Annotated in this window: 15 protein-coding genes and 1 pseudogene; 9 read left to right on the forward strand and 7 right to left on the reverse strand. The window is 38.4% G+C overall.

Going from position 1 to position 12713, the window contains the following annotated elements; genetic code table 11:
- Positions 1–15: 15 nt before the first annotated feature.
- On the forward strand, positions 16–1539 hold the full coding sequence (locus tag NQ185_RS15945; RefSeq protein WP_257582990.1) for a sodium-dependent transporter: 1524 nt from the start codon (positions 16–18) through the stop codon (positions 1537–1539).
- Complete coding sequence (locus NQ185_RS15950; protein ID WP_257582992.1) at positions 1539–1655, forward strand: methionine/alanine import family NSS transporter small subunit; 117 nt, start codon at positions 1539–1541, stop codon at positions 1653–1655. The genes NQ185_RS15945 and NQ185_RS15950 overlap by 1 nt, the downstream gene beginning before the upstream one ends.
- A gap of 34 nt (positions 1656–1689) precedes the next feature.
- On the opposite strand, the gene NQ185_RS15955 is transcribed toward NQ185_RS15950, so the two are convergent.
- Together NQ185_RS15955 and NQ185_RS15960 are read right to left on the reverse strand one after the other, a co-directional pair.
- Positions 1690–2670: a M23 family metallopeptidase gene (locus NQ185_RS15955; protein ID WP_257582993.1), complete on the reverse strand. Its 981-nt coding sequence runs from the start codon at positions 2668–2670 to the stop codon at positions 1690–1692.
- Between the two features lie 70 nt (positions 2671–2740).
- Entirely contained in the window at positions 2741–3412 is a 672-nt protein-coding gene (locus NQ185_RS15960; protein WP_257582995.1) for a YhcN/YlaJ family sporulation lipoprotein, read from the reverse strand.
- A 109-nt stretch (positions 3413–3521) separates the two neighbouring features.
- Here NQ185_RS15960 and NQ185_RS15965 point away from each other — a divergent pair, with 109 nt between their 5' ends.
- Positions 3522–3797 (forward strand): YutD family protein, encoded by a 276-nt coding sequence (locus NQ185_RS15965; RefSeq protein WP_257582996.1) that lies wholly within the window; start codon positions 3522–3524, stop codon positions 3795–3797.
- 153 nt (positions 3798–3950) lie between these two features.
- On the opposite strand, the gene NQ185_RS15970 is transcribed toward NQ185_RS15965, so the two are convergent.
- Positions 3951–4265, reverse strand: coding sequence for a cytosolic protein (locus tag NQ185_RS15970; RefSeq protein ID WP_257582997.1), 315 nt, complete (start codon positions 4263–4265; stop codon positions 3951–3953).
- A 133-nt stretch (positions 4266–4398) separates the two neighbouring features.
- Here NQ185_RS15970 and NQ185_RS15975 point away from each other — a divergent pair, with 133 nt between their 5' ends.
- Positions 4399–4836, forward strand: coding sequence for a DUF86 domain-containing protein (locus NQ185_RS15975; RefSeq protein WP_257582999.1), 438 nt, complete (start codon positions 4399–4401; stop codon positions 4834–4836).
- Positions 4837–5243: 407 nt separating this feature from the next.
- Here the strand turns inward: NQ185_RS15975 and NQ185_RS15980 are convergent, their stop codons facing one another.
- Positions 5244–5744: a phosphatidylglycerophosphatase A family protein gene (locus NQ185_RS15980; protein WP_257583000.1), complete on the reverse strand. Its 501-nt coding sequence runs from the start codon at positions 5742–5744 to the stop codon at positions 5244–5246.
- Positions 5745–5876: 132 nt separating this feature from the next.
- Between NQ185_RS15980 and yutH the strand changes: the two genes are divergently transcribed.
- Entirely contained in the window at positions 5877–6884 is a 1008-nt protein-coding gene (yutH, locus tag NQ185_RS15985; protein ID WP_257583001.1) for a spore coat putative kinase YutH, read from the forward strand.
- A gap of 235 nt (positions 6885–7119) precedes the next feature.
- Here yutH and NQ185_RS15990 read toward each other — a convergent pair.
- Positions 7120–7376 (reverse strand): annotated as a pseudogene (locus NQ185_RS15990) (NifU family protein).
- A gap of 83 nt (positions 7377–7459) precedes the next feature.
- Here NQ185_RS15990 and NQ185_RS15995 point away from each other — a divergent pair.
- Positions 7460–7792 carry a YuzD family protein gene (locus NQ185_RS15995; protein WP_257583002.1) on the forward strand — a complete coding sequence of 111 codons (333 nt, stop codon included), beginning with the start codon at positions 7460–7462 and terminating at the stop codon, positions 7790–7792.
- A gap of 85 nt (positions 7793–7877) precedes the next feature.
- Here the strand turns inward: NQ185_RS15995 and NQ185_RS16000 are convergent, their stop codons facing one another.
- Positions 7878–8945 carry an NAD(P)/FAD-dependent oxidoreductase gene (locus NQ185_RS16000; RefSeq protein ID WP_257583003.1) on the reverse strand — a complete coding sequence of 356 codons (1068 nt, stop codon included), beginning with the start codon at positions 8943–8945 and terminating at the stop codon, positions 7878–7880.
- A 282-nt stretch (positions 8946–9227) separates the two neighbouring features.
- Between NQ185_RS16000 and NQ185_RS16005 the strand changes: the two genes are divergently transcribed.
- Both NQ185_RS16005 and NQ185_RS16010 read left to right on the forward strand, forming a co-directional pair.
- Entirely contained in the window at positions 9228–9464 is a 237-nt protein-coding gene (locus tag NQ185_RS16005; protein ID WP_257583004.1) for a YuzB family protein, read from the forward strand.
- Positions 9465–9538: 74 nt separating this feature from the next.
- Positions 9539–9901 carry a HesB/IscA family protein gene (locus NQ185_RS16010; RefSeq protein WP_257583005.1) on the forward strand — a complete coding sequence of 121 codons (363 nt, stop codon included), beginning with the start codon at positions 9539–9541 and terminating at the stop codon, positions 9899–9901.
- 228 nt (positions 9902–10129) lie between these two features.
- On the opposite strand, the gene NQ185_RS16015 is transcribed toward NQ185_RS16010, so the two are convergent.
- Positions 10130–11128 (reverse strand): NAD(P)/FAD-dependent oxidoreductase, encoded by a 999-nt coding sequence (locus NQ185_RS16015; RefSeq protein WP_257583006.1) that lies wholly within the window; start codon positions 11126–11128, stop codon positions 10130–10132.
- Between the two features lie 340 nt (positions 11129–11468).
- On the opposite strand from NQ185_RS16015, the gene NQ185_RS16020 reads away from it, so the two are divergent.
- A complete protein-coding gene (locus tag NQ185_RS16020; RefSeq protein WP_257583007.1) occupies positions 11469–12686 on the forward strand; it encodes an NAD(P)/FAD-dependent oxidoreductase in 1218 nt (405 codons plus the stop codon).
- Positions 12687–12713 lie beyond the last annotated feature (27 nt).

Here is a 12713-nt window from a genome sequence, read left to right on the forward strand (position 1 = left end):
AAAGGGGGAAGTTAAATGGAGAATCGCGCGCAGTTCGGTTCGAGAGCCGGTTTTATTTTTGCGGCCGTAGGTTCTGCGATTGGACTCGGAAATATTTGGCGATTTCCAGCGGTTGCGTATGATAATGGAGGAGGAGCATTCTTTCTGCCATATTTATTCGCTTTGCTAACGGCTGGTATTCCGCTTTTGATTCTTGAGTTCGCAATTGGTCATAAGTATAGGGGTTCTGCACCATTGTCGCTTGCAAGGGTTAAAAGGGGTGGAGAATGGATTGGTTGGTGGCAAATCAGTATTTCCTTTGTCATCGCAACATATTACGCGGTTATTATTGCATGGGCACTAGCTTATACGTATTTTTCCTTTAAACTTGAGTGGGGAACTGATACAACTCCATTCTTAATTGAAAATTATTTAAAAGTTGGGGGCACGGAAACATTTGGAAGCTTTGTTCCTGGGGTACTAATTCCTCTCATACTTGTTTGGCTTATCGTACTTGGGATTCTTTTTGCTGGTGTTAAAAAAGGGATTGAAATGGCAACAAAAATTATGATTCCTTTACTTGTTGTTTTATTTTTAATTATCGTTATTCGTGCAGTAACTCTTGATGGTGCAATGGAAGGTCTAAATCAATTCTTTAAGCCTGACTGGTCCATGATCACGAATGGAAAAGTCTGGGTGGCAGCATACGGACAAATCTTCTTCAGTTTATCAATCGGTTTTGCTATTATGATTACTTATTCAAGTTATTTACCGAAGAAGTCCGATATAACGAATAGTGCCTTTATTACAGGATTTGCCAACTCAGGATTTGAATTGCTTGCAGGATTTGGTGTATTTGCTGCATTAGGTTTCATGGCTGCACAGCAAGGCGTACCTGTGAATGAAGTTGTAAAAGGTGGAGTTATTTTAGCATTCTCTATTTTTCCTACTATCATTAATCAATTGCCTGCTTTTAACGAAATCTTTGGTATCTTATTTTTCGTCTCATTAACTCTTGCAGGACTAACGTCTTTAATTTCGATTGTTGAAACGTATATTGCTGGCATTCAGGAGAAATTTAACATTAGCCGTGCTAAAGCAGTAACCTTTGGTGGTGGGGTAACAGCCATTATTTCACTAGCATTTGCCACACAAAATGGTCTGAATCTTCTTGATGTTGCGGATTACTTTATTAACCAATTCGGTGTTGCGATGGCTGGATTGTTTGAAGTTATCTTTATTGCTTGGTTTGCTAAACAGCTAAAACCTCTTCAAGCGCATGCCGATTCAGTATCCGATATAAGACTTGGGGCATGGTGGAGGATAAGTCTTTCTATTATTACCCCAGTTGTTTTAGGTTACATGATGTTTGATAATTTACGTCAAAACTTGACTGCTGAATACGGTGGAGGAGACTATCCACGTGAATTCCTATTTAAGTATGGCTGGACAGTTGCAATTGGAGCGATTTTAGTTGGTGTCTTAATTACATTGAAGCCATGGAAAGGGCAAGCCCTAGAACAGCCTGCTTTCGAAGATAAGAAGGAGGAGGTTTCATAATGACTGGTAGTGCAATCGTCATGATGATTATTGGAGTTGTCATTATTTGGGGAGGCTTAGGTGCAAGTGTGGCACTTGCCATTTCTAAAGCGAAAGAAGCAAAAAGAAAAGCTTGAATATAAAAGCTTCGGGAGTTAAAGCCCGAAGCTTTTACTTTTTACTTCTTTCTTGTCTTTCCCATTGGCTTAGATGTGGATAGGGATCGAATGACCATTCATTTTTGCCATTATCTTTATACATGCCGAAATGTAAATGGGGAGGGAATTTTCCCGAAGTACCTGGAGGCCCATAGCCTGAGCTTCCTACACTTCCGATTACTTGCCCAGGGGAGACGATATCACCAATCTTTAGACCTTTTGAAAATCCATTCAAATGTGCGTAATAGTGATAGGTATTATTTAAATCGCGAATCCCAACTCTCCAGCCTCCATACTTATTCCATCCTTTAAGTTCCACTACTCCATAGGCTACAGCACGAACAGGAGCCCCATATCCTGCAAAAATATCCGTCCCTTCATGTATTCTCCTGCCTCCCCAGCCCCTTCTGTCGCCCCATGTATTTTTAAATGAATAATTATACCCCTTAGGGATTGGGAATGCCTTTTCATCAAGGTCTACACGGTTAAAGTTACGATATAATCTCGCATTTACCATGATCGACCCAACCGTTTGGTCGCGTTTATAATAATCCCAAATAGCAATTCGAAATGCCTGATCATTTACGCCATACTCCGATAAATAATTGGCTAATGTAAATAAAAGATCTTCTCCATTTTGTTTGTCGGCTTTTCCATCACCGTTGCCATCTAACCCGATACCATTGAATAGTGAAAGGGTAATTGGGTTATGATCATTGGGATCTGGGTTTAGAGGACCAGTCCAATGCTCTGAAGGTACATAATACCCGACAATATCGCCTGGTCTAGGTAAATCTTTCCTCACGTATCGGATGCTTCGTTCAAACTGGTCAACTGCAGCGATATAGTACCAAGGAATTTTCGTAGCAGCTTCTGTCTTTTTGTATAAGTGCATTCTCTTTTCGTATATTTCTTTTTGCGATAGTTCTTTGGCATCCACATGATCGAAAAAAGGCAGGAAAAATAAAAGAATTACGAGCACTAGTTTTTTCATGGATATTTACCTCTTTTCAAAAACAATTAATGAAGCTTGGCCTCCTTAAGTCAGGCCAAGCATTCGACTGTTATTTTTTATTCTCAAACTGCTGCCTGTAATTGGAGCGTTCCAAATGGTGGTTTTGATCGCCAATCGCTTCACCATTAGGATTTTCTCCATCATTCATTTTTCTACCTTGCGGGGAGCGTTTTAGCATCAAGTTTACTGTGTCACGTACCGTTTTATCCTTATTGCTTGAACGAGCATTCATGGAAGCAATATTTTCTATGTTTTGGCGCAATGTAGGATCATCCGTAATGTATACATGATAAAAACGCGGCACTACACTAATCGCTGTTTTTTTCACCTGGTCTGCTATTTCAAAACGTTCTGAATCCCGCTTTTCATTTGTTTTATAAGCAACAAGAACTTCTTGGTCCGTTACAAGGACACTTGCGTCCTCTACACCTGGCAGCAAGACTAATATTTTTCCAATATTATCAGCAGTTTGTTCCTTATTAATCCCTTTTATGGGTTTCGCAGCTTCCCCACCATTTATAGGACTTTTCACTTGTCGAACAAATCCAAATAAATCCTCTTCTTGCTGATTACTGTTAAAGTTTTCTCCATGTTCCGCGACATTTATAGAATTTCCACTATTATGGTAAACATGATTATCCTCGGCATTTCTTTTGTCATTTACACCACATCCAACCAACATGGTACTAATAAAAATTATAGGAATTGATTTGTATTTCATTTCATACACCTCCTCTTTTTATAGAATGCTCAGGAAATTATATTTTTTTCTTAGTAATTGTTGGAGATTAAGCTATAATCTAATTAACATAGGATTTTCGGAGGGAAAAATGATTATTATCAATAACTGTCAATATGAATTAGTCAATGAATTTCGGGACGGATATAATGAGGAGGCCTTTCGTGCCAGGTTCAGCGATGTTTTATCGAAATATGATTATATTGTCGGAGACTGGGGCTACGGCCAGCTCCGTCTTAAAGGCTTTTTCTCAGATCAAAATCAAAAGGCTTCGTTCGATACTAAAATTGGAACATTAACCGAGTATTTATATGAGTATTGCAATTTTGGCTGTGCTTATTTTGTATTGAAAAAAGTGGATAAATAAAAAAGCGGAAGGGCATGTCCATCGACTTACAGGCAGAGATAAAGGGAAGCACAATGGGGAACGAGTCGAAAAAGAAGGGCTAGAACCCGTTAGTCGATAGGCTCAGGAGCAAGACGGGAACAGGTGTCCAGGATTATCCGGGACACCTTTTTTTTAACTATCTTCATACGGAGGCTGAGTTTCTCTATCCGGATCATCGTGCGTATTATGAGCATTCGGTCCTTTACGGGGGTGGCCTTCGTGCATTGATTTAAATTCATAGTTAAAAGCACTATAAGAACGTTGTCCTTCTTCCCAAGGGGTTGATTTATTTTCTACAGGTGTATCCTCTCCACGCGGCGCCCCGTATGCCCCTTCCGGAAGTTCTTCAGGGATTATATAATTTCTTTGGTCTGCCACGTTTGATAAATCCGTATAGGGAGGGTCTTCTTTATCTTGGTTATTTGCTTTAGGACGTTCGTCTGCCATTTCCATCCTCCTTTTTACCATTTATCTTCTCCTGTTACGTTCAATATATTCCCTTGCATACTTCCCGTATTGGACCACTGTCGATTAATTTTGTTATGATAATAATGATCATATCGAGTGGAGGCATCAACCTATGTATTTTGTAGATAGGGAAAAAATTGAAGCAACATTAGTCTTTATGGAAAAACAAATATATCTTATTAAAGGTAATAAAAGTTGGGAGTCAGAGATTGAAAAAGCAGCGTTGGAGCGGGGAATACATACCATAATTGAGGCCATCCTTGATACAGGGAATGCTATGATTGATGGGTTCATTATGAGGGATCCGGGAAGTTATGAAGATATTGTTGATATTTTGACAGATGAAAAAGTGGTTGAAGAGGAATTGTCTCTTGTATTAAAGCAGTTTATTTCTTTTAGAAAAATGCTTGTTCAGCAATATATAGAAATAGACCACGATGCACTAATAAATGAAGCCTTAGCATTGATAACGAAACTGCAACTATTTCCCGTTTGCGTTCGTTCGTATTTAACGAATGAACTTGGACCGGTATCGGCATTTAGAAATTAAATGGAATAGCGCAAGGGGGTATCCTCGGGGCTAAAAAGCACACAAAGTCAATTGCAATATGAAGGCAGTTTCCCCGTCGTTTTTTTTGATGGTGTTCGCCCGTCGTTTGAGTCTCGATTGGGTTCTAATCAGGACTCAAAAACAGTATTCCAATGGTTTCAGTCTCAATTGGGTGCGAATCGAGACTGAAAAACAGTTTTAGAATGGTTTGAGTCTTGATTGGGTTCTAATCAAGACACAAGATCAATTCATCAGTAACAGAGCTACAAAATTAGTATTGACCTTAAAAAACCCGCAATTTCCCCATTGGGGATATTGCGGGTATCTTTTTATTGGTATTATTTAAACATGTAAAACGTAATGCCTTTCAGTACGTTCTGAGCAGCCCCACGAGTTTATTTCTTACTTTAAATCTCACCTTTAGAGCTATGGGCAAGTCTGCTTGAAGCTGCGGCTGCAATTGCTCCAACAATATCATCTAGAAAAGTGTGGCATTTACCTGATGAATGATCATTTAATTTTTCCAGTATACCCGGTTTTTGTTTGTCGATGTATCCGTAGTTTGTAAAGCCAATGGATCCATATACATTAACGATTGAGAAGGCAAGGATTTCATCCACTCCATAAAGGCTTTCATCACTAGCAATAATACTTTGTAAAGGCTCCTCCAATTTACCGTTTTCAGCAAGTATATCTAATTGAATACCTGTTAAAATCGCATTTTGCACTTCCCTTTTTTGAAGGACGCGCTCAATATTGTAAATACATTCTTCGATTTGCAAGCCCGGATGATATTTTTTTTGAAGGAACATCACTAACTCTGCAATATCGTCAATTGTTACTCCACGCTCCACTAAAAGGCGGCGCGCTGTTTCCTCGGAAATGCTTATAATTCGTTCATTGTCCATTCGTCTCATCCTTCCTATAATTCCATCATTTAACTAGTTTGTTTCTTGGCATATCAAAGTACTCGGCAAGAAAACCTTTTAACTTCATATAATTGAACTAACAACAAAGAGCAATTGAAAGAGGGGTGCTCCATGTCAGTAAAAATACTAGAAAATTATTTTGGAATAACAGCAAATCAAACGATCCAAGATGGAAATTCTGTTCGTTACAAAGTAGATAACTCACTTTATACTATTATTCAAGTTACTCAATTGGAACAAGAGGCATTAATTGAATTATATGAGATGTCGGACCATATGGCAAAGTATGGAGATAATAAAGTTTCCACTTTTGTTCCTGGATTGAATGAAAAGTTTCTTGTCACGCATGAGAAACAAGATTATGTACTTATGCATAATTATTATTTTCCTCCTTCACGAAATAAAAACACTGGAAGAAAACTTGCTAAGTTCCATGAAAGGGGGAAATTAATTCAGGCTCCACTTACCGGAGCAAACCGGGTGGGACAGTGGAAATCATATTGGATCAAAAGACTCGAACAAATTGAAAAAGTGTGGTCGGGCGTTATTCAAGAGAGAACGGGTGAAGAGTTTGAAACATTATTTATCAGATCATTTCCGTACTATCTTGGGCTTTGTGAAAATGCCATTCAATATGTAACGGATACGGAACTTGATGAAGAATTAACTTTTTCCGATATGGGAACGATAGGGCATCAAAGATTTCATGAAAATGTATGGAATATACAAATGGAAATCAGGAATCCATTCGATTGGGTATTTGATCATCCATCAAGGGATATAGCGGAATGGATTAGGGATTGCTACTTTCGGAACAGTAGATCTTTTCAGCCGGATTTAACCCAATTTTTACGTGGATATGAATCCATTTCTCCATTAAGTGGATTTTCATGGAGGTTAATCTATGCTCGATTACTTTTTCCGATACATTATTTTACTTGTATTGAAGATTATTATTTAACTTCATCCCAATGGACTCAAAAGCAATTAGAAGAAAGATTGAATAAGTATTTGCGGGATGCAAGGGATTACGAACGGTTTTTAGGGAACTTTTACCAATTGGCAGACGTAGGTAATGGTCATTTTCCGGTCATTGATTGGTTAGTTCCTTCTTATTGAACATGAAAAAAGAGCCTAAATTTTTTTCTTAGGCTCTTGTACATAAAATAATCTATATTTTGAATTTAGGCATTTACTGTCCAGCTCCAGCGCCTATCGACTAGCAAACTTCCTGTCCTTCTCCCTACGATAAGTCAACATCGATTCACCTTGCAGGCTCATCGTGTTTCCTTTATCTCAGTCGAAGGCCCTGAAGTTTGTACGTCGATGAGCAAGGCGCTTGCGCTTTTCCTAATTAGAATACCTGCTCTACTTCTAATACGCCAGGGACTTCCTCAACCAATGCACGTTCAATTCCAGCTTTCAAAGTGATCGTGGAACTTGGACAAGTTCCACATGCACCAAGTAGACGTAGTTTTACAATTCCGTCATCTACATCAACGAGTTCACAATCTCCGCCATCTCGAAGGAGGAATGGACGCAATTTATTTAATACTTCTTGAACTTGTTCCATCATTGTTTGTTCATACATTGATATCGACTCCTTTCCATATAACCATTATAATCAGTATGAAGAAAAAAATCTATAAAACAATTTTATTCGATTTATCATGATAAAGGGGAGTGTGAAATTTTTGAAGAAGGAAGTTGAAATTTTCGTTTATGGCGCTGAGCAAATTTGCGCAAGCTGTGTCGGTATGCCTTCATCTATAGAAACTTACGAATGGCTAGATGCAGCCATTTCTAGAAAATACCCTAATCAACCTTTTACAATACGATATATAGATATTTTTAATCCGCCAACAGCAGAAACCCACCAAATGTTTGCTAATCAAGTGATTGAAGAGGATTTATTTTATCCAGTCGTAACCATTGGCGAGAAAATTGTGGGTGAAGGAAATCCGAAATTGAAAGATATATATAGGGAGATGGAGAAGTACGGATATAAAGGGGTCAGTCCAACATAAGGACTGACCTAAAATTTTAGCCTGTCTAGCTCATCGCCTAACAACTAGCAAATTATGTCACTGAACAAGGCGTTTGCGCTTTTCGTCAACCTTTATGAAACTTATACATCCAAAGGACACCAGACTTAAGGATTCTCGCTATTCTACCAGTTATGGCACGATCAGCCATTAAACCGAATCCTTGTTTTTTCCCTAAAGAACCAAGAACGCCCTTCAATTTAATTGTAGGCATTTCTTCTGGAAGCTCTTTTCCTTCCCAACGCTTTGTAAGAATGGTCACGATTTGCTCTGCTTGTCCTTCTGCCAGTTGAGCACTCGGAGCATAAGGTAGACTTGCACAATCTCCTACCACATAAATATTTTCGTGATTAGGGATATTATGATATTTTGTTAAAATGACCCTGCCATGCTTATCCTTTTCTACATTCAATTCTCGGACAAGTTTATTAGGTTGAATCCCTGCAGTCCAGACAATCACATCTGTAGAAATGGGCTCATCGTTGTTGAACAACAATTGATCTTCTACCCTTGTAATATTCGCTTCGTTTACCACATCGACGCCATTCATATTAAACCAATTTTGAACATAACGGCTAATTCTCTCAGGAAAAGAAGAAAGAATCGTTTTTCCACGGTCAAATAATTTAATGATTAAGTCTGGACGGCTTTCCCGGAGTTCACTAGCAAGCTCGATACCGCTTAAGCCACCACCAACAATGCTGACAAAGGAGTTGGCTGGTAAATTATTAAGTTTTTGATATGTATCTCGAGCTTTTCCGATCGTTTGAATACTATAAGTAAACGTATCTGCTCCAGGAATATTATGGAATTTATCCTCACATCCCAGTCCGATGATCAGTTCGTCAAAGGGGACAGGTTCTGAATTAGATAAAATAATTTCTTTTTGTTCCAGGTTTATGTTTATTACTTCGCCATATAAGATATTTAAATTTGGATGCTCTGGAAAAGCAACCCGTACTTCTTGATCTGAAATTGTCCCAGCTGCTAGAGCATAGTACTCAGTTTTCAAGGAGTGATATGGTACTCGGTCTATTAATGTAATCGTCACATCGTTCGGCAGATGATTTGGTAGTAATTCACGCAGGACACGCATATTTCCGTATCCTCCACCGAGCAATACTAATTTTTTCATGAAAAATATCTCCTTTTTGCCGTCAACTTGAAGAAAAATGATAATAATGATAACACATTCATATTAATCCCACGTAAAAGTATAGCCGATTCCTATTTTATATACAACAATCGAATAAATGCTTTCTAGGGGAAAATTAGATTCAATAAATGCATTTCGACTTTTCAATATATATCCTACCCTTTGACTATCGATGTTGAAACAGGTAGGATTATATTGTTATGTATTGTCCAGCTACAGCGCTTAGCAAGGCGCTTGCGCTTTTCTTTTTGAGGTGATTTCTTGAATCCTATTATTGAATTTTGTATAAGTAATTTAGGTAGTGGGGGATATGAGGCTTTGCAGATCTTGGAGGAAGATCCGGATTTAGATATTGTTGAGTACGGTTGTCTTGACCATTGTGATTTATGCGCTGAAACGTTATATGCACTTGTTAATGGTGATGTTGTAACAGGAGAGACTCCTGAAATGCTTGTTAAAGCCATTTATCAATATATTGAAGAAAATCCAATGTTTTAATATGACACATCAGTTGAGAATGAGCCATTTCAAGTATATACTTAATATATATGTAAGAAGAAAGGAGTGCACATATGAGTACAACCATAACATTAACAGAAGCCGCAGCTTTACAAATTAAAGATATGATGAAACATAATGGAGAGGAAAATGCATATTTTCGTTTTTCCATAAATGGTGGTGGCTGTAGCGGCTTATCATACGGCATGAGTTTAGACCATGAAAAATCAGACACCGACACTTTTTTCGAGCAGTTTGATATCCCTGTTGTCATAGATAAGGAAAGTGCGCCACTTTTGACAGGAACGGTTATTGACTACAAGCAAAGCTTAATGGGGGGCGGCTTTACGATTGATAACCCGAATGCCCTCGTTTCTTGCGGATGTGGTTCATCCTTCCGCACTGCGAAAGTCGAAGGCACCCCGGAGAAATGTTAAGCAATTATAAAAAGAGCCAGAGGTGAATGCCCTCGGCTCTTTACTTTTTTCAACTAGCAAACTTCTTGTCCTTTTCTTTTGCATAAGGAAGCGAGACTCGTCCCTCGTAGGATTTTCTTTACCGCAAGTCCTTTGGCCGAAATAGGATCATCGACTAAAAACGCCACGTTCTGTGGCTGAGTCGGCGGATCAACCTTCTGTGAATCTGTATGCGTGGACAGGCGGTTTTTACTGCTCAAACAAAGAAGTACTATGCATTGGCTGCAAGCGTGCTTTCGGATCTAAATATGCTTTTGCATTACTGACGGCGGTTGGTGCTTCACCGAATCCAGTTGCAATTAATTTTATTTTTCCAGGGTAAGTTGTAATATCTCCTGCAGCATATATACCTGGAATATTTGTTTCTGTTTTACTGTTCACAACGATTGAATTTTTTTCGATTTCCAGTCCCCAGTCTTTAATGGGACCAAGTGAAGAAACGAAACCATAATTTACGATTAAGGAATCAAGTTCTACAGAAATTTTTCTTTCTCCTTTTACTTCTTCCAGTAAAAGCTCTCTAATTGCTTCGTTATCACAATTAAGACCAGAAGCTACAAAAGGAGTAAGAATTTCTACTTTAGAATTCATCAATTGAACCACACTGCTTTCATGAGCACGGAACTTATCCCTACGATGGATCAACGTGACTTTTTCTGCAATTGGTTCAAGCATTAATGCCCAGTCAACCGCTGAGTCACCACCTCCAAGAATAGCAACTCTTTGGCCGGCAAACTTTTTCATGTCATCTATAAAATAGTGAAGGTTTTTTCCTTCGAATTGTGAAGCTGGCTCTATCTCAAGGCGCCGCGGTTGAAAAGCCCCGATTCCGGCAGTAATGATAATGGTTTTGGAATAATGAATTTCTTCATCAGAAGTGAGTTTAAACGTTCCATCTTCCAATTTTTCTACACCTTTAACTGCTTGTCCAAGGCAAACAGTCGGTGAAAACATAGACATCTGTTTTGTTAAATTATTCACTAATTCCTGGGCTTTTATTTTTGGAAAACCCGCAACATCATATATATACTTTTCAGGATAAAGGGTAGCAAGCTGACCGCCAAGCTGTGGAAGGCTTTCAATAATTTTCACACTGGCATCTCTCATGCCTCCGTAAAATGCGGTAAACAGACCTGTTGGTCCTCCTCCTAAAATGGTAATATCATATATTTTTTGATCTTCTTTCAAAGAAAATCCCTCCCATGTTACTTGAAAAATTCATCCTACACATCATATCACATACGAGAGAATCTTACATAATCCTATTATTCGCGTACATATTAAGAATATAAAGTATGCATACTAGCTTTCTGGATTTTGAATATTACTAATTTTCGTTTTTATTCAATATTGCTTGAAAAAGAAGTAGAAAAGCATATAATGTAAAGGAGATGTTAATAATTTATGACATTTTTCTGGCTTTTTTTTGCGTTGTACGTGAATTGAATCACATTAAGCACTTATAACATTTTATTTTAACTCTCGTACAAACTAATAATAATACGTAGTAAAGGTGGAAGTGTATATTATGAAGAGGCCCAAAATCGTTGTATTAGGTGCTGGTTACGGGGGATTAATGACAGTAACCCGTCTGCAAAAACAGCTTGGCAATAACGAAGCTGACATCGTTTTAGTAAACAAAAATGATTACCACTACGAAACTACATGGCTCCATGAAGCTTCTGCAGGTACACTTCATCATGACCGTGTTCGCTATGACGTTAAAGATGTTATCGATGGAAGCAAAGTTGACTTTGTTCAAGCAACCGCTTTAAAAGTCGACCATCAAGCGAAAAAGGTCATGCTAGATAATGGTGAACTTGATTATGATTATTTAGTTGTAGCCCTTGGTGGTGCTTCAGAAACTTTCGGAATTAAAGGTTTGGACAAGTATGCATTCTCGATTGTCAATGTGAATGCAGCCCGCCAAATTCGTGAGCATATTGAATATCAATTTGCTACATATAAGGCAGAAGAAGTAAAAAATCCAAACCGTTTAACAATCGTTGTCGGCGGTGCTGGTTTTACAGGCATCGAATTCTTAGGGGAACTTGGAAATAGAATTCCAAAACTTTGCAAAGAATATGACATCGATCAAAAGTTAGTAAGAGTTGTGTGTGTGGAAGCAGCTCCAACTGCTTTACCTGGATTCGATCCAGAACTAGTTCAATATGCGATGGCTCACTTAGAGAAAAAGGGCATCGAATTTATGATTGGAACTGCCATCAAAGAAGCGACTCCTGAAGGGATTATCGTGGCAAAAGGTGAAAGCGAAACAGAAGAGATTAATGCTGAAACCGTTATTTGGGCAGCTGGTGTTCGTGGAAACCCAATTATTGAAGCTTCTGAATTTGAAAATATGCGCGGTCGTGTAAAAGTGGATCCAGATTTACGTGCTCCCGGCCTTTCTGATGTATTTGTTATCGGTGACTGCTCTCTTGTTATCAATGAAGAAATCAATCGCCCATATCCACCAACAGCGCAAATTGCTATGCAACAAGGTGAATTGGTAGCAAGCAATATTGCAAAATTGGTCAAAGGGAATACACAATTGAGTTCATTCAGTTTTGATAATAAAGGTACTGTATGTTCTCTTGGCGATGATGATGCAATTGGGGTTGTATTCGGAAAGAAAGTAACAGGCTCTAAAGCATCATTTATGAAAAAAATGATTGATAACCGAGCGTTGCTTATGATTGGCGGAGTTCCGCTAACAATGAAAAAAGGGAAATTCAACTTTTTTTAAAAACTATTAAAGAAGAGGCGGAGTCTT

The sequence above is a fragment of the Lederbergia panacisoli genome (genome assembly GCF_024626525.1).
Lineage (GTDB): Bacteria > Bacillota > Bacilli > Bacillales > Bacillaceae_C > Lederbergia > Lederbergia panacisoli.

What these genes read in the sequence shown, in the direction of transcription:
- NQ185_RS15945 (WP_257582990.1), top strand. Translation starts at nt 16, where the DNA reads ATGGAGAATCGCGCGCAGTTCGGTTCGAGAGCCGGTTTTATTTTTGCG.
- NQ185_RS15950 (WP_257582992.1), top strand. Translation starts at nt 1,539, where the DNA reads ATGACTGGTAGTGCAATCGTCATGATGATTATTGGAGTTGTCATTATT.
- NQ185_RS15955 (WP_257582993.1), bottom strand. Translation starts at nt 2,670, where the DNA reads ATGAAAAAACTAGTGCTCGTAATTCTTTTATTTTTCCTGCCTTTTTTC.
- NQ185_RS15960 (WP_257582995.1), bottom strand. Translation starts at nt 3,412, where the DNA reads ATGAAATACAAATCAATTCCTATAATTTTTATTAGTACCATGTTGGTT.
- NQ185_RS15965 (WP_257582996.1), top strand. Translation starts at nt 3,522, where the DNA reads ATGATTATTATCAATAACTGTCAATATGAATTAGTCAATGAATTTCGG.
- NQ185_RS15970 (WP_257582997.1), bottom strand. Translation starts at nt 4,265, where the DNA reads ATGGCAGACGAACGTCCTAAAGCAAATAACCAAGATAAAGAAGACCCT.
- NQ185_RS15975 (WP_257582999.1), top strand. Translation starts at nt 4,399, where the DNA reads ATGTATTTTGTAGATAGGGAAAAAATTGAAGCAACATTAGTCTTTATG.
- NQ185_RS15980 (WP_257583000.1), bottom strand. Translation starts at nt 5,744, where the DNA reads ATGGACAATGAACGAATTATAAGCATTTCCGAGGAAACAGCGCGCCGC.
- yutH (WP_257583001.1), top strand. Translation starts at nt 5,877, where the DNA reads ATGTCAGTAAAAATACTAGAAAATTATTTTGGAATAACAGCAAATCAA.
- NQ185_RS16000 (WP_257583003.1), bottom strand. Translation starts at nt 8,945, where the DNA reads ATGAAAAAATTAGTATTGCTCGGTGGAGGATACGGAAATATGCGTGTC.
- NQ185_RS16010 (WP_257583005.1), top strand. Translation starts at nt 9,539, where the DNA reads ATGAGTACAACCATAACATTAACAGAAGCCGCAGCTTTACAAATTAAA.
- NQ185_RS16020 (WP_257583007.1), top strand. Translation starts at nt 11,469, where the DNA reads ATGAAGAGGCCCAAAATCGTTGTATTAGGTGCTGGTTACGGGGGATTA.